Origin of the sequence: Thermocatellispora tengchongensis (assembly GCF_014202315.1) — a bacterium.
Lineage (GTDB): Bacteria > Actinomycetota > Actinomycetes > Streptosporangiales > Streptosporangiaceae > Thermocatellispora > Thermocatellispora tengchongensis.
In genome coordinates, this window is sequence record NZ_JACHGN010000006.1 from 203,057 (window position 1) to 219,983 (window position 16,927).

The 16,927-nt window shown below is 78.0% G+C and carries 14 protein-coding genes; 8 read left to right on the top strand and 6 right to left on the bottom strand.

Annotation, left to right across the window (positions count from 1 at the left end; genetic code table 11):
- The first annotated feature begins 18 nt into the window (after nucleotides 1-18).
- From HNP84_RS15720 to HNP84_RS15740, 5 genes are all read left to right on the top strand, one after another.
- A complete protein-coding gene (locus HNP84_RS15720; RefSeq protein ID WP_185050740.1) occupies nucleotides 19-999 on the top strand; it encodes a zinc-dependent alcohol dehydrogenase in 981 nt (326 codons plus the stop codon).
- A gap of 78 nt (nucleotides 1,000-1,077) precedes the next feature.
- Complete coding sequence (locus HNP84_RS15725) at nucleotides 1,078-1,476, top strand: 6-pyruvoyl trahydropterin synthase family protein (RefSeq protein WP_185050449.1); 399 nt, start codon at nucleotides 1,078-1,080, stop codon at nucleotides 1,474-1,476.
- Nucleotides 1,477-1,505: 29 nt separating this feature from the next.
- A complete protein-coding gene (locus HNP84_RS15730) occupies nucleotides 1,506-2,663 on the top strand; it encodes a glycosyltransferase family 4 protein (protein WP_185050741.1) in 1,158 nt (385 codons plus the stop codon).
- The gene (locus HNP84_RS15735) at nucleotides 2,660-3,526 is read left to right on the top strand and encodes a class I SAM-dependent methyltransferase (protein WP_185050450.1); all 867 of its coding nucleotides are present in this window, start codon (nucleotides 2,660-2,662) and stop codon (nucleotides 3,524-3,526) included. Before HNP84_RS15730 ends, HNP84_RS15735 begins: the two co-directional genes overlap by 4 nt.
- Entirely contained in the window at nucleotides 3,523-4,620 is a 1,098-nt protein-coding gene (locus tag HNP84_RS15740; RefSeq protein ID WP_185050451.1) for a lysylphosphatidylglycerol synthase transmembrane domain-containing protein, read from the top strand. The genes HNP84_RS15735 and HNP84_RS15740 overlap by 4 nt, the downstream gene beginning before the upstream one ends.
- On the opposite strand, the gene HNP84_RS15745 is transcribed toward HNP84_RS15740, so the two are convergent.
- Nucleotides 4,534-5,271 (bottom strand): creatininase family protein, encoded by a 738-nt coding sequence (locus HNP84_RS15745; RefSeq protein ID WP_185050452.1) that lies wholly within the window; start codon nucleotides 5,269-5,271, stop codon nucleotides 4,534-4,536. The genes HNP84_RS15740 and HNP84_RS15745 overlap by 87 nt on opposite strands.
- A gap of 91 nt (nucleotides 5,272-5,362) precedes the next feature.
- On the opposite strand from HNP84_RS15745, the gene ribA reads away from it, so the two are divergent.
- A complete protein-coding gene (ribA, locus tag HNP84_RS15750) occupies nucleotides 5,363-6,016 on the top strand; it encodes a GTP cyclohydrolase II (RefSeq protein WP_185050453.1) in 654 nt (217 codons plus the stop codon).
- A gap of 128 nt (nucleotides 6,017-6,144) precedes the next feature.
- A complete protein-coding gene (locus tag HNP84_RS15755) occupies nucleotides 6,145-6,999 on the top strand; it encodes an inositol monophosphatase family protein (protein ID WP_185050454.1) in 855 nt (284 codons plus the stop codon).
- A gap of 34 nt (nucleotides 7,000-7,033) precedes the next feature.
- On the opposite strand, the gene HNP84_RS15760 is transcribed toward HNP84_RS15755, so the two are convergent.
- Nucleotides 7,034-7,249: a hypothetical protein gene (locus HNP84_RS15760; RefSeq protein ID WP_185050455.1), complete on the bottom strand. Its 216-nt coding sequence runs from the start codon at nucleotides 7,247-7,249 to the stop codon at nucleotides 7,034-7,036.
- Between the two features lie 165 nt (nucleotides 7,250-7,414).
- Here HNP84_RS15760 and HNP84_RS15765 point away from each other — a divergent pair, with 165 nt between their 5' ends.
- Nucleotides 7,415-8,695 carry an acyltransferase family protein gene (locus HNP84_RS15765; RefSeq protein WP_221336317.1) on the top strand — a complete coding sequence of 427 codons (1,281 nt, stop codon included), beginning with the start codon at nucleotides 7,415-7,417 and terminating at the stop codon, nucleotides 8,693-8,695.
- Here HNP84_RS15765 and HNP84_RS15770 read toward each other — a convergent pair.
- The 4 genes from HNP84_RS15770 to HNP84_RS15785 form a co-directional block, all read right to left on the bottom strand.
- On the bottom strand, nucleotides 8,680-10,122 hold the full coding sequence (locus HNP84_RS15770) for a hypothetical protein (RefSeq protein WP_185050457.1): 1,443 nt from the start codon (nucleotides 10,120-10,122) through the stop codon (nucleotides 8,680-8,682). The two genes, HNP84_RS15765 and HNP84_RS15770, sit on opposite strands and share 16 nt — an antisense overlap.
- A gap of 116 nt (nucleotides 10,123-10,238) precedes the next feature.
- The gene (locus HNP84_RS15775; RefSeq protein ID WP_185050458.1) at nucleotides 10,239-12,194 is read right to left on the bottom strand and encodes an SWIM zinc finger family protein; all 1,956 of its coding nucleotides are present in this window, start codon (nucleotides 12,192-12,194) and stop codon (nucleotides 10,239-10,241) included.
- Nucleotides 12,191-15,757: a DUF5682 family protein gene (locus tag HNP84_RS15780; protein ID WP_185050459.1), complete on the bottom strand. Its 3,567-nt coding sequence runs from the start codon at nucleotides 15,755-15,757 to the stop codon at nucleotides 12,191-12,193. The genes HNP84_RS15775 and HNP84_RS15780 overlap by 4 nt, the downstream gene beginning before the upstream one ends.
- Nucleotides 15,754-16,926 carry an ATP-binding protein gene (locus tag HNP84_RS15785; RefSeq protein WP_185050460.1) on the bottom strand — a complete coding sequence of 391 codons (1,173 nt, stop codon included), beginning with the start codon at nucleotides 16,924-16,926 and terminating at the stop codon, nucleotides 15,754-15,756. The genes HNP84_RS15780 and HNP84_RS15785 overlap by 4 nt, the downstream gene beginning before the upstream one ends.
- Nucleotide 16,927: the final 1 nt, after the last annotated feature.

Sequence of the window (16,927 nt, forward strand, 5' to 3'; positions counted from 1 at the left end):
GACTACGCGGGGAGGCTCATGCGGCGCGAGGCGTTCGCCTTCTGGATCCGCTCGCCGGGCGAGGGCGAGATCCGCCAGGCCGCCCTGCCCGAGCCCGCCGAGGGCGAGGTGCTGGTCCGCGCGCTCTACTCGGGCGTCAGCCGGGGCACCGAGTCGCTGGTCTTCCGCGGCGGCGTGCCGCCCGGCCAGCGCGAGGCGATGCGCGCGCCGTTCCAGGAGGGCGAGTTTCCCGGCCCGGTCAAGTACGGCTACCTCAGCGTCGGCGTGGTCGAGGAGGGGCCGGCGCACCTGCGCGGCCGGGCCGTCTTCTGCCTGTACCCGCACCAGACCCGTTACGTGGTGCCCGCCGCCGCGGTGACCCCGCTGCCGCCGGACGTGCCCCCGGAGCGCGCCGTGCTGGCCGGCACCGTGGAGACGGCCGTGAACGCGCTGTGGGACGCCGCGCCCATGGTCGGCGACCGGATCGCCGTCGTCGGGGCCGGCATGGTCGGCTGCTGCGTGGCCAGGCTGCTGGCCGGCCTCCCCGGGGCGCGGGTGCAGCTCGTGGACGTGGACCCGGCGCGCGCGGAGGTCGCCGCCGCGCTCGGCGTCGGTTTCGCCACGCCCGGGGAGGCCGCGGGCGAGTGCGACATCGTGGTGCACGCCAGCGCCACCGGCGCCGGGCTGGCCCGGTCGCTGGAACTGCTCGCCGACGAGGGGACCGTGATCGAGCTGAGCTGGTACGGCGACCGGCCGGTCAGCGTGCCCCTGGGCGAGGCGTTCCACTCGCGCCGCCTGGTCGTGCGCGGCAGCCAGGTGGGCGCGGTGTCCCCGGCCCGGCGCGCCCGGCGCACCACCGCCGACCGGATGGCGCTCGCCCTGCGCCTGCTCGCCGACCCGGCCTACGACGCGCTGATCAGCGGCGAGTACGCCTTCGCCGAGCTGCCGAGGGTGATGCCGCTCCTTGTCAAGGGAGAACTGCCTGGTCTGTGCGTGAGGATCGGGTACGGTCCGCCGTAGATCCCACGGCGGATCTCACCGCAGATCCCACCGCAGATCCCACGGCCGCGCGCGGCCCGCAGACCGGGAGGGCACCCGTTGTTCAGCATCACCGTCCGCGATCACCTGATGATCGCGCACAGCTTCCGCGGCGAGGTCTTCGGCCCGGCCCAGCGGCTGCACGGCGCGACGTACGTGGTGGACGCGACGTTCCGGCGGCCGGAACTCGACCCCGACGGCGTCGTCGTCGACATCGGCCTGGCCGCCCAGGAGCTCAAGGCGGTGCTCGGCGCGCTGAACTACCGCAACCTGGACGACGAGCCCGACTTCGCCGGCGTCAACACCACCACCGAGTTCCTGGCCAAGGTCGTCGCCGACCGCCTCGCCGGCCGGGTGCGCGCGGGCGCGCTCGGCGAGGGGGCCCGCGGCCTGACCGGCATCACCGTCACCCTGCACGAGTCGCACGTGGCCTGGGCGAGTTACGAGCGCGCGCTGTGACCGGCGGCGACGGCCCGGTCCATGTGATCATGCCCGGCGACGTGGACGACCCCGGCGTGCCGAGCGGCGGCAACGTCTACGACCGGCGCGTCTGCCGGGGCCTGGCGGCGCTGGGCCGTCCGGTCGCCGAGTCCGCGATCCCCGGCGCCTGGCCCCGGCCCGGCGCGGACGCCCGCGCGGAGCTGGCGCGCACCCTCGCCGCGCTTCCCGACGGCGCGGTGGTGCTGCTGGACGGCCTGGTGGCCTGCGGGGTGCCGGAGATCGTGGCGCCCGAGGCGCGGCGGCTGCGCACCGCCGTCCTGGTGCACCTGCCGCTGGCCGCCGAGACCGGGCTCCCGCCCGGGATCGCCGCCTCCCTGGACGCCGCCGAGCGCGCCACGCTGCGCGCCGCCGCGGCCGTGCTGGTCACCAGCCCGTGGGCGGCACGGGCCGTGGCCGGCCGGCACGGGCTCGACCCCGCCGTGGTGCACGTCGTCCCGCCGGGCGCCGACCCGGCGCCGCTCGCCCCCGGCACCGACGGCGCGTCCTCGCTGCTGTGCGTCGCCGCCGTCACCCCGCGCAAGGGCCACGACCTGCTGGTACGCGCGCTCGCCCCGCTCGCCGGGCTGCCCTGGGCCTGCGTGTGCGCCGGCCCGCTGCGCGACCCCGCCCACGCCGGCCGGGTGCGGCGGCTGATCGGGGATCTCGGCCTGCGCGGCCGGGTGCGGCTGGCGGGCCCGCGCACCGGCGAGGCGCTGGAGAAGTGCTACGCCGCCGCCGACCTGGTGGTGCTGGCCTCGCGCGGCGAGACGTACGGCATGGTCGTCACCGAGGCGCTGGCCCGCGGGATCCCGGTGCTGGCCACAGCCGTGGACGCGCTGCCCGAGACGCTGGGCCGGGCGCCTGACGGCGGCGTGCCCGGCGGCGGAGTTCCCGCCCGCGATGTGCCCGCCCGCGATGTGCCCGGCGGCGGCGTGCCCGGCGGCGGCGTGCCCGGTGGCGGTGTGCCCGGCATGCTCGTGCCCCCGGACGACCCCGCGGCCCTGACGGGCGCCCTGCGCCGCTGGCTCACCGAGCCCGAGTTGCGGCGAAGCCTGCGCGCGGCGGCCCGCGCGCGGCGTAAGATCCTTCCCGGGTGGGAAGCGACCGCGCGCCGCATGGGCGGCGTGCTGGAACGGATGCGATGGCAGCCACTGCGAACCACATGACCTCTTCCCCCCGCTTCACCCCCGGCTGGCTGGCCCTGCGCGAGCGCGCCGACGCCGAGGCCCGCGCCCCCGGCCTGCTCGCCCCGCTGCGCGCCCGCCTCGCCGCGGCGCCCCGCCCCGGCGGCCGGCTCGTCGTACGCGACCTCGGCTGCGGCACCGGCTCGATGGGCCGCTGGCTGGCCCCCCGCCTGCCCGGCCCCCAGCACTGGATCCTGCACGACCGCGACCCCGACCTGCTCCCGCTGGCGGTGGCGGCCCTGACCGAGGACACCGGCCGGGTCACCGCCGAGCCCGAGCGGGGCGACGTCACCCGCCTGCCCGCCGAATCCCTCGCGGGCACCTCCCTGGTGACGGCGTCCGCGCTGCTGGACCTGCTGACCGCGGAGGAGGCCGAGGCCGTGGCGGGCGCGTGCGTCCGCGCCGGCGTCCCCGCCCTGCTGTGCCTGTCGGTGACCGGGCGGGTCGCGCTCGACCCGCCCGACCCGCTGGACGCCGACCTCGGCGCGGCCTTCAACGACCACCAGCGCCGGGTCACCGGGGGCCGCCGCCTGCTGGGGCCCGACGCCCCGGCCGTGGCCGCCGCGGCCTTCGCCCGCGCCGGGTGGTCCGTGCACCGCGCCCCCAGCCCGTGGCGCCTCGGCCCGGACCAGGCCGGCCTGATCGCGTCCTGGCTGCGCGGCTGGGTCGCCGCCGCCCGCGAGCAGCGCCCCGCCCTCGGCCCGCACACCGCCACGTACGCCGAGCGCCGGCTCGCCGCCTGCGCCTCCGGCCGCCTGAGCGTGGTCGTCGGCCACGAGGACCTCCTCGCCCTCCCTCCCGAGCCCGGGTCACCGGCCCGCGCCCGGGAAGGGAGCCGCGCATGACCGCGCCGCCCGTCGTCGCGCACGTGGCGGGCCCGGCCGCGCCGCCGGTGAGGGTCCTCGCGGCCCGGCTGTGGCCGTGGGCGAGGACCCTCGCCGGGCTCGTGATCCTGGCCGTGCTGGCCTGGCGGCTCGGCGCAAGCGCGTTCCTGGACGGCGTGCGGCTCGTCACGGCGTCCGACGTGCTGGCCGCGCTGGGGATCGGGCTGGTCACCACCGTGTGCTGCGCCTGGAGGTGGCGGCTGGTCGCGCGCCGGCTGCGCCTGCCGCTGCGCAGGCGCACCGCGCTCGCCGACTACTACCAGGCGCTGTTCCTGAACGCGGTGCTGCCCGCCGGGGTGCTCGGCGACGCGCACCGGGCGGTCCGCCACGGCCGCGACGCCGGCGACCTGGGGCGGGGCGTGCGCGCCGTGGTGCTGGAACGCGCGGGCGGGCAGGTGGTGCTCATCGCCGCCGGGGCGCTCGCGCTGCTGGCCGACCCCGGACTGCGTGGCGCGCTCGCGGCCGGGATGGCGCCCGCCCCCGGGGCCGTCACCGTCCTGGCGGCCCTGGGGGCCCTGGCCGTCCTGGGCGCCGTGGCCGTCCCGGCGGTCCGGCTGTGGCGGCGGACGGCCGCCGCGTCCCGGCTGCGCGCCACGCTGGAGGACGTACGGCGCGGCCTGCTCGCCCGGGACGCCTGGCCGGGGGTGCTCGCGCTGTCGGCCGTCGCGCTGGCCGGGCACGTCACGCTGTTCCTGGTGGCGGCGCGGGCCGCGGGAGCCGCCGCGCCGGCCGGACGGCTGCTCCCGCTGTCGCTGCTCGCGCTGCTGGCCATGGCGCTGCCGGTGAACGTCGGCGGGTTCGGGCCGCGCGAGGCGCTGTCGGCGCTGGCGTTCGGCGCCGCCGGGCTCGGCGCGGAGCAGGGGCTCAGCGTGGCGGTCGTGTACGGCGTGCTCGCCTTCGCGGCGAGCCTGCCCGGCGCCGCGGTGCTGATGCTGCGGCGCGGCGCGGGCTCCCGGCGCGCGGGCCCGTCAGGAGCGCAGCACCTCCAGGTACCCGCCGAACGCCGCGACCAGGTGGGCGAGGACGCCCTCGCCCTTGGCCGCCGAGGCGAGTGACGGCCTGCCGATGACCCCCGTATCGGTGTACGCGCCCATGCCCAGGGTGAGCAGGTGAGGACGATCGTCGCACAGCAGGTCGCCCCGGTCGTACCCGGGCCGGACCAGGTCCGGGTGGGCGTGCAGCAGGATGGACGTCTCCAGTTCGCCCGCGTGCATGTCGCTCTGCGAGGAGGTCTCAAGCCCGGCCGCCGCGCGGGCCGCGTCCCAGTCGCCGGGCCCGGGGAACAGGGCCATGCGCCGCCCCGCGGCGGCGGCCTCCTGCACGACGTTGCCCAGCACGTAGTTGCCGCCGTGGCCGTTGACGATGACCAGCCGGGTCACGCCGGATCTGTGCAGAGAGTCCGCGATGTCACGTATGACGGCGTACAGTGTCGAGGCAGAGATGCTGACCGTACCCCGCCAGGCCTCGTGCTCGTGCGAACAGGAGATCGTCACCGGCGGCAGGTGCAGCACGGCATGGGCGGCGGCGATGGCGCGGGCGATGGCGCAGGCCACCAGGGTGTCGGTGGCCAGGGGGAGGAACGGCCCGTGCTGCTCGAAGCTGCCCACGGGCAGCAGCGCCACGTCGGCGCGCCGGCACCCCTCCTCGGTCGCCGTGGCCGTCGGCAGAGGCAGAGGCAGAGGCAGAGGCAGGGTGGATTCGCTCATAGCCCGCCAGCCTGCGCCCTCACACCCCGGTACGCAACGCGCGAGGCCGCGTTGCGCGCCGCCGTCCCCGGTGAGACACGAGGAGAGACAGATGCGTGACGACGGCATCGCGGCCGCGGACGTCGCCGAGGCGGACCTGGTGACCCGCCGCGGCACCTTCCGCAGCGTCGCCTTCCGCGACCCGAGTGACGGGAACGAGCACCTGGCGCTGGTCCTCGGCGAGACCCGCGGGCGCGAGAACCTGCTGGTCCGGGTGCACTCGGAGTGCGTGACGGGCGACATCTTCGGCGCGATGCGGTGCGAGTGCGGCGATCAGCTCGACGCGGCTCTGGAGGCCATCGTGCGCCGGGGGAACGGCGTCCTGGTGTACCTGCGCGGGCACGAGGGGCGCGGCATCGGCCTGGTCGCCAAGGTGCGCACCCACCTGCTGCAGGACGAGCACGGCCTGGACACCGTGGACTCGGCGACCGCCCTGGGCTACCCCGTGGACGAGCGGGACTTCGGTCCCGCCGCCAGGGTGCTGGCCTACCTCGGGGTCCGCTCGGTCCGGCTGATGTCCAACAACCTGGACAAGATCCGCGCCCTGGAGGCGCACGGGATCGTGGTGGCCTCGCGGGTGCCGCTGCTGGTCCAGGCCACCGACCACAACATCCAGTACCTGACCGCCAAGCGCGACCGGCTCGGCCACGACCTGCCGCACCTGGACGCCGCCGCCCGCACCGGCTCGGCAGGGGGCCCGGCGTGACCGGCCAGACGCCCGGGGACATGCTCGGGAACACGCCCGGGGACATGCCCGGGAACACGCCCGGGGACATGCCCGGGAACACGCCCAGGGCTATGCCTGGGAACACGCCCGGGGAGACGCCCCGCCACATGTCCGGCCACGCACCCGGTCACCCGACCGGCGACGTGTTCGGGGACAGGCCCGGCCGGCGGAGCGGTCACTCCGCGCTGTTGCCGGTCGCGACCCGGGCCGTGGAGATCGCGCGCGAGATCGTCCTGTCGCGGGCGCCCCGCTCGGTGCGGGCCAAGGGCGACCGGGACATGGTGACCGACATCGACCTGGCCGTGGAGGACGCCGTCCGGGCCTTCCTGGCCGCCGAGACGCCGGAGCTCGCCATGCTGGGGGAGGAGCACGGACGCACCGGCGCGGCCGGCGACTCGGCGTGGTGGGTCCTGGACCCCGTGGACGGCACCGCGAACCTGGCCCGCGGGATACCGCTGTGCGGGGTGTCCCTGGCCCTGGTGGAGGACGGGCGGCCCGTGGTGGGGGCCATCGACCTGCCGTTCCTCGGGGCCCGCTACACCGCGGCGGCGGGGCGGGGGGCGTACGCGGGGGAGGAGCGCATCGGCACCTCGGCCACGACCGGCCTGCCCGAGGCGATGATCTCGATCGGCGACTTCGCCGTCGGCCCGGACGCCGAGCCGGACAACCGGGTGCGGCTGGCGCTGCTGGGCCTGCTCGGCCGCCGGGCGCAGCGCATCCGGATGCTCGGCAGCGCCGCGATCGACCTGGCCTGGGTGGCGCAGGGCAGGCTCGACGCCACGGTCATCCTGTCGAACCTGCCCTGGGACACCATGGCGGGAGCGCTCCTGGTGCGCGAGGCCGGCGGCCTGGTGCTCGACCGGGACGGCACCGAGCACACCACGGCGTCCGCGGCCACGATCGCCCTGTGCCCCGGCCTGCGCGACGAGCTCATGACCGCCCTCCACCAGGCCGGCGCCTGACCTGCCCCGCCCGGCCCGAGCCGGGCGGGGCGCGTCACTCCGTCTCGGGCTCGTGGCCGGGGCAGCGCAGCACCGGCAGGCGGGGGTAGCGCGGCAGCCTCTCGTCCCACGCCGCCCGGGTGCAGCGCAGGTACGCGGTGCCGCGCCGCGTCTGGTTCAGCCGGCTGTGGCGGCAATCGCGGCACAGGCCGGGTTCGGCCCCCAGCGCGCGCCAGGCGTCCTCGCCGGGATCGGGCTGCCCGTTCGTCATACGGTCAGCCTGGCGCACCGTCATGGAAGGGGCGCACCCGGGGTAGGGCAACCCGGGAGCGGGCCCGCCGGGTGGCCGGCCCGGCGCGGGGGGAAGGCGCGAGAGGGCCGGGTGGTGCCGGTGCGGCGGCTGGCGGAGCGGACGCCCGAGAGCCGGGATCGTCCCATGGACTTGTTGCGCGCGGTCGCGATCGTCGCGGTGGTCGTCGGCCACTGGCTGGCCGTGCACGTCACCTACGGGGCGGAAGGGATGAGCGGCGGCAGCGTCCTGGACCTCGTGCCCTGGACACGCCCGCTGACCTGGCTGTTCCAGGTGATGCCGATCTTCTTCCTGGTCGGCGGCTACGCCAACGCCGCCTCCCTGGCCTCCTGGCGGCGGCGCGGCGGCGACGCGGCCGGCTGGACGCTGCACCGCACCGGACGCCTGGTCCGTCCCACCACCGCGCTGCTGGCCGTGCTGACCGCGGGCGCCCTCTCGGCCCGCGCCGCCGGGGCCGATCCCCGCCTGGTCGGCATCGCCGTGTGGCTGGCCGCGATCCCGCTGTGGTTCCTGATCGCCTACCTGGCCGTGGTGGCGCTCACCCCGCTCATGTACGCCCTGCACCGCCGCGCCGGACTCGCCGTGCCGCTCGCGCTCACCGCGCTGGTGGGGCTGGGCGACCTGGCCCGGCTGGCGCTGGGGACGCCGGAGGCGGGCCAGGCCAACTTCCTGCTCGCCTGGCTGGCCGTGCACCAGCTCGGTTTCGCCTGGCGGGACGGGCTGCTGCCCACGCGGCCCGCCGTCGCGCTGCCGCTGGCGCTCCTCGGGCTGGCCGCCCTGGTGCTGCTCACCGTGTTCGGCCCGTATCCGGTCAGCATGGTCGGAATCGCCGGAGAGGAGATCCAGAACACCTCGCCGCCCACCCTGGCCCTGCTGGCACTGGCGCTCGCGCAGACCGGGATCGCGCTGCTGTGCCACGACCCGGCCGCGCGGTGGCTGCGGCGGCCCCGCCCGTGGACCGTCGTGGTCGCGGTCAACTCGGTGATCATGACCTTGTTCCTGTGGCACATGACCGCCGCGGTGCTCGGCGTGCTCGCGCTGTACCCGACCGGCCTGTTCCCGCAGCCGCCTGCGGGGTCGGCCGAGTGGGTGCTGCTGCGCCTGCCCTGGCTCGCGGTCCTGGCCGTGATCCTCGCCGCGCTCGTCGCGGTGTTCGGGCCGGTGGAGCGGCGCGTGCCACCCGGCCCCGCCCCGCAGGGGGGCGCGCGGGGGGCCGCGCTCGCGCTCGCCGGCGTCGCCGCGGTGCTGGCCGGGCTGCTGGGCATCGCCGTGCCCGGCCCCGGGGACCACGGGCCGGCGGGCCTGGCCACCTGGGCGCTGGTGGCCTACTTCGCCGGGGCCGCCGTGCTGCGGTACGCGCGGGGAGCGCGGCGGGGCGAGCGGGTCCCGGATCAGGGGGCGAAGTGAGCCCGCAGGCCGCCGGGCAGGTCGCCGCCCGGCCAGGCGGCGACGTACGACGGCGGGCGTACCTCGCCGTAGACCACGACCACCCGGTCGCCCCGGGTGAGGGCCCGGCTGACCCGCGCCGCCGGGCGCTCGCCGAACCGGCGCACGATGCCCTGGGAGTCGCATCCGATCAGGTAGCCGATCTGCACCGCCGACTCACCGTAGATCATGCACGGCGGGCGCACACCCCGGGCGCGCAGCCCCTCGGCCGCCAGGCGCACCTCCTCGCGCACCTTCACGTTGATCGCCGCCATCCGGTGGGCGACCGCCCCGTGCAGGGCCAGGTGAGCCAGCACCCCCGCGGCCACCACCACGGCCAGCCCTCTCACGGCCGGTGGCGCTGCTGTGGTGGCTGGCCACCCCGGCTGCGCCGTCACCGTCAGCGCCGTCACGGCGCCCGCGACCGGCAGCGCCAGCAGCGCGTACGCCGGCAGCAGGAACCGCGGCGCGGCGTAGCCGACGTAGAACAGGTACGGCAGCGCCATCGCCACGCCGCAGACCGCGGCCAGCAGCATCGGGCCGAGGTGGCCGTCCCGCCGGGCCGCCCACAGGCCCACACCGGCCATCGCCGGGATGGCCAGCCACCACAGGAGCGCCACCGGCGAGATCGGCCCGCAGTCGGCGCCGAAGCGGCACAGCGTGGGGCCGTCGAGGGCGCGGGCGTGCTCGGCGACGGTCACCGTCCAGCCCGCGCTGTTGTGCTCGCCCGCCTCGCGCAGCCGCGCGCCGATCCCGCCGAACGCCGCCACCGCCTCGGCCGACCACTGGCCCCACCCCACCGCCAGGCCCGCCGCGAGACCGGCCAGTGAGCCGATCCGCCGCCATCCCGGCACGGCCAGCGCCGCGACGGCCAGCACCGCCGCCGCCACCAGCGCGTCACTGGGCCGCATCAGCGACATCACCGCCATCGACCCGGCCAGGCCCAACGGCGCGAGCCGCGAGCGCCCGCCCAGGACCAGGAACCCGGCGGACGCCACCCCGGCCAGCGCGACGTACAGGTTGGGCATGGCCTGCGGGCCGTAGAACAGCGACAGCCAGCACCCGCCGAACAGCAGGGCGGCCAGCGGCACCGAGCGGTCGTGGCGCACCCGCAGCCACACCGCGAAGGCGGCGTACAGGGCGAGGGAGGACATCACGGCCAGGTACAGGCGCAGCACGGGCACCGAGTCGGTCAGCATCACCACCGGCGCGACCAGCAGCGGCACCCCGCGGGCGCGCGGCGCGCTGAACAGGGGCGGCGGCGCGTGCGCGGCGTACTGCCCGGCGTAGACGGCCTCGTCCCACCCGATGCCCAGCGACGGCGGCACCAGCAGGAGCTGGCCCGCCCCGTACGCGACGGCCGCCAGCGCGAGCAGCGCCGCCGGCGCCGCCACGCGCGAGCGGGTCATGGTCATCACGGGCCTCTCGAAACGGTGGACGGAGTCACTGTGACGGGTCCGGCTCCGGCGCATCCTCCGGAATCGCCGGGGTTTGACCAACCTTTGCGGGGAAACGTGCCGCGTGGTCACGGCTGCCAGGAGGCCCGGATGACGGCCCGTTCCGTCGCCTCCAGGTACGTCGCCGCGGCCAGCCACGCCCACGCGTACGCGTCGGGCCCCGAGTCGGCCGGCCGCCCGAACACGTCGCGCGTACGCCGGTCGGCCTCCGCCGTCAGTGCCGCCCCCAGGTCGGCCCCGCCCCGGAACCCGGCCCGGCGCAACGGGACATCCTGCCCCGCGAAGACCCGTTCACGCCCCGCCTCGGCCACGGCCCGCCGCCCCCCGGCCACCGCCACCTCGACCACCCGGCGCACCCGCCACAACGGCGAAGCCGCGTCGATCCCGGCCTCCGCCTGGGCCGGGCCGGTCTCCGTCGCCGGTTGGGGTGCGGCGGGGGGCAGGTGGGAGCCCTGGAGCCGGTCGTAGCCGAGGTCGGCGCGGTCCTGCCACTCCTGGGGCAGGCGCAGCGTGGCCGTGGCGCCGGGGACCGGGCCCACCGCGAGCGGGAGCAGGGTGGCCGCTCGGGCGGGGTCCACCCGGCCCACCACGCGTACCAGGGCGCCGGGGCGGGAGGCCAGCCGGCGCAGGTTCTCCACGTGGGCCAGCCCGGGGTGACGGGAGGCCGGGACCAGCCGGATCAGCGGCCCGCCGGCCTGCGCCGGCAGCAGCTCGCGGGCGAGCACGTGGTCGCCGGCCGGGCCCAGGATCATCAGGTCGCAGCCGACGAGCTCGCGGGCCCGCTCCTCGGCGTCCGGATCGTCGCCGTAGTAGCCGTCGCCGGACAGCCGGGCGTTCGCGGCCTCGGCCAGCGGACGGGCGAACAGGGCGGCCATCGGCCCCTCCGTCCACGGCATGCCCGGCAGCGGGGTGGCGCGCACGCCGGAACCCGCGCCCAGGCGGCCGTCCGGCGATACCGTCGCGCCGGTCACCAGGAGCCCGGCCCGCGCCAGCCGGGCGTGGTCGAGCACGCCCGAGCCGAGGGCGACCGTCGCCGTCCCCGCCCCGCGGGCCCGCGCCGGGCCGCCGGGCCTGACGTCCGCCACCGAGAACCAGCGGCCGTCCTCCGACACCAGGTGGGTGACCACGCCGGCGTACCCGGTCGCGCTGATCACCGGCTCGCGGCACACGCCGAACACCCGCAGGCCGCCGCCCGGCCGGTAGTCGCGGCGTACGCTGCCGATCAGGCCGGGGCCGGCGTCTCCCCTGGCCAGCCTGCCCGCGGTGAGCAGGAGCTCGCGCAGCGCCGCCACCAGGCCGGCCAGACTGTGACCGTTGTGCCGGTCGCGGGCCGCGCGCAGGCCGCGCACCACCCGCAGGGCCGCGGCCTCCGCCCTGGGCAGCCCGGCCAGCCTCGCGGTGTGCGCGGCGCGCAGCAGCTCGGCCTGCGGCACCGCCCCCGCCCCGGGCACCCCCGCCGCCAGCACGGCCGCGGCGGCGGCCCACAGCCCCCGCGCCGCCGCGACCTGCGCGGCCGTAGGCCCGGCAGGCCGGTCACCCGCCGCGCCGTCCGCCGGTTGCTGCCCGGTGGACGGCGTTCGTCCTGGTTCCGCCTCGTCGTGGGGCGCAGAGTCCGGTGTCCCCGCGCCGGGAGGCGCGGGGCCTTCCGCCGCATCCCCAGCCGCGTCCCCCGCCGCCTCGGTCGTCGCCGCGTCCGGGGCCGGGGCGGGCGTCGCCGGGCCGGCGATCGGGCATGCGGTGAGGACGGCGGCGCGGTGCAGGCAGCGGGGCGCGAGCAGGCAGGAGCAGCGCGCCTGGTCGTCCTGGGTGATCGTGCCGGACGGGCCGGGTGTGAGCGTGACCACGGTGTCCTCGCCGCAGACGACGCGGATCTCGCCGGCCTCGGCGGTGACGGGCAGGGCGGCGTACTGCTCGACGGCCGCGTCCAGCTTCTTACGCAGGCGGGAGGTCAGCGACTCCACGGCGGCGGCGGTGACCTGCGGGGCCACTGGCGGGAGCTGGCCGGCCGGGTCGGGGGCGTTCACCGGTACCCTCCACGGAGACGGTCGCCCACCCAGTGGGCCAGGGCGAGCGGGCTGAGCGCGGCGACGGGCATCCCGGCCGCGACGAGCTGCTGGGCGATCGGCAGCGAGTAGCGCGGCACGCCCTCGTCGTCCAGGGCCGCGCAGCCCAGCAGGTGGACTCCGGAGCCGGCGAGCGCGCGGACCTCCCCGAGCAGCCCGCCGACCGGGCCGCCCTCCTCGAAGTCGCTGACGACCACGACGAGCGTGCGGCTCGGCACGGTGACCAGGGCGCGGGCGCGGGCGAGCCCGGCGGCGATGTGCGTGCCGCCGCCCACCCGGACCTCCAGCAGCAGGGACAGCGGGTCGGCCACCCGCTCGGTCAGGTCGATCACCTGGGTGGAGAAGGCGAGGAAGTGGGTGGAGAGCGTGGGCACCCCGGCCAGGACCGAGGCGGTGAGCGCGGACCACACCACCGACGCCTCCATCGACCCCGACACGTCCACCACCAGGATCAGCCGCCAGTCGGCCTCGCGGCGGGTGCGGGCGCCGAACACCGGCCGCTCCGGCACGATGACGAGCCGGCCGTCGTCCAGCCGCCGCGTGTGCGGCAGGTTGGCGCGCAGCGTGCGCGGCAGGTCCAGCCGCCCGCCGGGGCGGTGGGTGGGCCGCGGGGTCGCCAGCCCGGTCATCGCCGGGCGCAGCCTGGTCGCCAGCTCCCGGGTCAGCTCGGCTACCAGGCGGCGCACGAGTGGCCGGAGCTTGGCGAGCCGCTGCTCCGGCATGCCTCCGGCCAGGGACAGCACCGAGGTGAGCAGTTCGACCGACGGGCGTACGGAGTCCGGGTCGAGTTCGGCGAGCACGTCGGTGCGCCCGGCCTCGGCGGCGCTGCCCAGCACCTCCTCGCGCACCTCGGCCCCGAACAGGGACTCCAGCTCTTCGGCCCATTCGCGGGCGGTGGGGAAGGAGCCGTCCGTGCCGGCTCCCTCGCCGGTGCCGAAGCCGTCGGCGCCTTCGCCCCGGCCCGCGCCGTACAGCTCGTCCAGGGCCCGCGCGTACGGGCGGGCGCCGGCCGGCAGCCGTTCGGCCTCCCGCCCGAGCAGCAGCCGCCACCGGTCGGCGGGCGCCAGCCGGTGCCCGCCGGCGCGGGTCCCCGGGACCGGGGCGGGCGCGTCCTCCGCGGGCGGCTCCGCGCCGCCGTCGCCGTCGGGGACGGGCAGGCCCAGGGCGCGTACGGCGGCCAGCCCGGCGGCGTCGGCCGCGGCCCACAGGCCGAGCAGGGCGGGCGGCGCGCTGAGGGTGAGGTCGGGCCGGTCGCCCAGGCGCTCGGACACCGTCTCCAGCAGCCGGCCGCGGTCGGCGGGCGTGAGCGTGTCGAACCCGCCGCGCAGCGCGGGCAGCCGGTCCAGGAACTCCGTGTCGCTCAGGCCGTCCACCCGGTCCATCAGCGGGCCGAGGGCGGCCGGAGCCGACCGCAGCAGCGGCCCCGCCGCCGTCAGCACCCCGGTCAGCAGCATGCCCAGGCGGCGGCGCCCCTGCGGGCCGGTCGCGGTGTCCACCCAGCCGGCGGCGCGCACGCCGAGCGTGGCGGCGTCGTCCAGGTCGAGCAGCACCCGCGCGGCCAGCGCCGCGCCCTGGACGAGCGGTGAGGCGGTACGCGCCAGCGTGGCCAGGGTCTCGGCCATCCGCAGCCCCAGCCGCTCCTCCCCGGCGCGGGCGGCCAGGGCGACCAGGGCGGCGGCGTCCTCGGGCCGGTCGCCGCCGGCCAGGCCGGGCAGGGCGCGCACCGCCGCCTCCAGCAGACTCGCCGCCAGCTCGGCGGCCTCCTCTCGTGCCTCCGGTGTGGTGCCGGGAAGGTGCTCGCGGCGCAGCGCCTCCAGCAGGTCGAGCGCGTCGAGCAGCTCGGCGAGCGTGGCGGTGGCGGGCAGTGTGACGGCCGCCTCGGCGAGCCGGTCGGCGACCAGCTCGGGCAGGTCGCAGCGGGCGGCGTCGCGCAGGTTGTCCAGGATCAGCCGGCAGGTGGGCCCGCCGTCGGCGGACTCGCGCCGGTACGTCTCGCGCAGCGTGCCGGCCGCGGCCTGCGCCGGCGTCACGCCGCGCACCCCGGCGAGGTCGAGCCGGGCCGGGACCGCCGGGGTCCACGCCACCCGCCACCGCGTGGACAGCGCCGAACCGTCGCCGGTGCCGCTGACCTCGACCGGTTCGCCGTAGCCCGCGCCGCACACCAGCAGGCGGCGCAGCGCCACCTCCCGGCGCCCGTCGAGCGTGGAGCGGAGCGGGTCCAGGCGCAGCTCCTTCGGCGCGGGTTCGCCGGGGCAGGGCAGCCGCAGCTCCGCCAGCTCGGCCTCGACCGCGGGGCCGAGCCCGGAGCGAGGCGCGGCGGCCGTGACCCGGCCGCGCTCGGCGCCGACGAGCACCGTCTCCAGGGCGCGGGCGAGGGCCCGGCCCCGGCCCAGCGGCTCGCCCTGGCCGAGCACCGTCGTCACGGCTTCGAGCAGCTCGCCCCGCCCGGGGGCGGGCAGGCCGCGCAGCCGAGCCAGGTCGCAGGCCAGGCGCAGCGTCTCGGCCGCCTCGCCGGTGCCCGCGGTGTGCCCGGCCGCGCGCAGCTCGCGGCACAGGTCCGTGATCGCGCGGGCGGCGGCGTCGGCGACCCGCTCGGGATCGCCGCCCGCGGCGAACACCGCCTGCTGCCAGCGCGGGTCGCGGATGCCCGCCGGGTAGCCCGAGCGCGAGTCGAGCAGGTCGAAGGCGTACGGGACCAGCGAGGTCACCGCCGCCGCGGCCTCCCCCGGGGAGCCGCCGGGGTCGCCCGGCTCGGCCAGGGCGGGCGCGTGGAAGGCCCCGACCACCGCGGCCACCCGGCGCCCGCCGGACCCGGCGGCGGCGATCACCCGGCGCATGTGCGCCTCGCGGGCCAGGTCGCGGGCCGGCACGCCGCCCGCGGTCTCGGCGTCGCGGCGCAGCGCCCAGCCGACGCCGAGCGCGGCCCGGCGCACGGCCTCGGGCTCGCAGCCGGGCGCCAGGACCTCCACCGCGCGGTCCCACATGTCATCACCGTCACGGCCGGTGCCGGAGGCGGCCAGCCCGTCGGCGTACGCCGTGCCGGGCGCGGCGGCCCTCCCTTCCGCCGTCGCCCCGGCCGCCCTTTCCGCCGTCGCCCCGGCCGTCTTGTCCGCCGTCGCGCCGGCCGATGCGACGTGGTCCGGGGCCTGCCAGCCCGGGTCGGACAGCGGCAGGTCGCAGCAGCGCACCTCCGCGCCCTGCTTCCAGGCCCAGCGGATGGCGACCAGCTCGGGGGAGAAGTCGGCGAACGGGTAGAAGCCCAGCCTGCCGTCCGCGCCGGTCCCGGCCAGGGCGACCGGGGCGACCGTCGCGGGATCGGCCAGGTGCTCCAGCCACGGCTGGAAGTCCGCGGGCAGCTCGACGCAGACCACCTCGGCGCCGGCGGCGTCCAGCAGCTCGGGCAGCACCACGGCCAGCGCGGGGCTGTGGTGGCGCACCCCCAGCAGGTACGGCCGCGCCGACCCGGCCAGCGCCGCCACCGCCTCGGGCGGGGACGCGGATGCGAGGGAACCGGGAGGGGTCAACGCAGGCTCTCCCGCAGGTCCCACAGGCGGCGCCACATCGCCGAGCCGTCCTCGGCGCGGCGGCGTACCGGGCCGTCCCAGTAGCCCAGCAGCCGCGCGTGGTCGGCCGGGTCGTCCTTGCGCACCACGCCCAGCAGGTGTCCGGGCACCAGGTCCAGCACGTCGCCCACCGGCAGGTACGCCGCCGCGACCCCCAGGGACGCCGCGACCTGCACCGCCTCGGCGGTGGACATCACGGTGCCGGGCCGCTCGACGTCCCAGCCCTCCGCCGAGCGGCCCGAGCGCAGGTCGCGGAAGACGGTGACCAGGGCGTCGAGCACCGCGTCGTCCACGGAGAACGCGGCGCCGGCGCGCTCGACGACGGCGGTGGCCTGGCGGCGCACGAGGGCGGTCTCGGCGTCGGCGTCGGCGATCGGGCCGACGGTCTCGAAGTTGAAGCGCCGCTTGAGCGCGGCCGACATCTCCGAGACGCCGCGGTCGCGCAGGTTGGCGGTGGCGATCACGGTGAACCCGGGGGCCGCCGCGACCTGGGCGTCCTGCGTGCCGGCCAGCTCCGGCACGCTCACCCGGCGGTCGGACAGGATCGACACCAGCGCGTCCTGCACCTCCGGCAGGCAGCGGGTGATCTCCTCGACCCGGGCGACGCGGCCGGTGCGCATGGCGGTGAGCACGGGGGAGTCGACCAGGGCGGCGCGGCTCGGGCCCTGCGCGAGCAGCAGCGCGTAGTTCCAGCCGTAGCGGAAGGCGTCCTCGGTGGTGCCGGCGGTGCCCTGGACGGTGAGCGCGCTGGTGCCGCACACCGCCGCCGCCAGCAGCTCCGACAGCATGGACTTGGCGGTGCCCGGCTCGCCGGCCAGCAGCAGGCCGCGCTCGCCCGCCAGGGTCACCACGCACCGCTCGATCAGGGCGCGCTCCCCGACGAACTTGGGGGCCACCTTCAGCCGGGCCGGAAGCCCGTCCGCCCGCCGCTCGGCGGGCAGCTCCAGGGTCTCGCCGCCGCTGCCGCACACGAAGGTCACCACCGCGCGCGGCGTCAGCCGCCATCCGGGCGGCCGGGGGCCGTCGTCGTGGGCGGCGAGGAAGGCCAGCTCGGTCGCGTACCGCTCCTCCGCCGCGAGCACCTGGCGCTCGGGCGCGGCCGGGGACGCGTTCTCATCGGTAAGGGTCATC

Coding starts and splice junctions, on each gene's coding strand:
- HNP84_RS15720 (WP_185050740.1), top strand. CDS start 19: ATGCGGCGCGAGGCGTTCGCCTTCTGGATCCGCTCGCCGGGCGAGGGC.
- HNP84_RS15730 (WP_185050741.1), top strand. CDS start 1,506: ATGCCCGGCGACGTGGACGACCCCGGCGTGCCGAGCGGCGGCAACGTC.
- HNP84_RS15735 (WP_185050450.1), top strand. CDS start 2,660: ATGACCTCTTCCCCCCGCTTCACCCCCGGCTGGCTGGCCCTGCGCGAG.
- HNP84_RS15740 (WP_185050451.1), top strand. CDS start 3,523: ATGACCGCGCCGCCCGTCGTCGCGCACGTGGCGGGCCCGGCCGCGCCG.
- HNP84_RS15745 (WP_185050452.1), bottom strand. CDS start 5,271: ATGAGCGAATCCACCCTGCCTCTGCCTCTGCCTCTGCCTCTGCCGACG.
- ribA (WP_185050453.1), top strand. CDS start 5,363: ATGCGTGACGACGGCATCGCGGCCGCGGACGTCGCCGAGGCGGACCTG.
- HNP84_RS15755 (WP_185050454.1), top strand. CDS start 6,145: ATGTCCGGCCACGCACCCGGTCACCCGACCGGCGACGTGTTCGGGGAC.
- HNP84_RS15760 (WP_185050455.1), bottom strand. CDS start 7,249: ATGACGAACGGGCAGCCCGATCCCGGCGAGGACGCCTGGCGCGCGCTG.
- HNP84_RS15765 (WP_221336317.1), top strand. CDS start 7,415: ATGGACTTGTTGCGCGCGGTCGCGATCGTCGCGGTGGTCGTCGGCCAC.
- HNP84_RS15770 (WP_185050457.1), bottom strand. CDS start 10,122: ATGACCCGCTCGCGCGTGGCGGCGCCGGCGGCGCTGCTCGCGCTGGCG.
- HNP84_RS15785 (WP_185050460.1), bottom strand. CDS start 16,926: ATGACCCTTACCGATGAGAACGCGTCCCCGGCCGCGCCCGAGCGCCAG.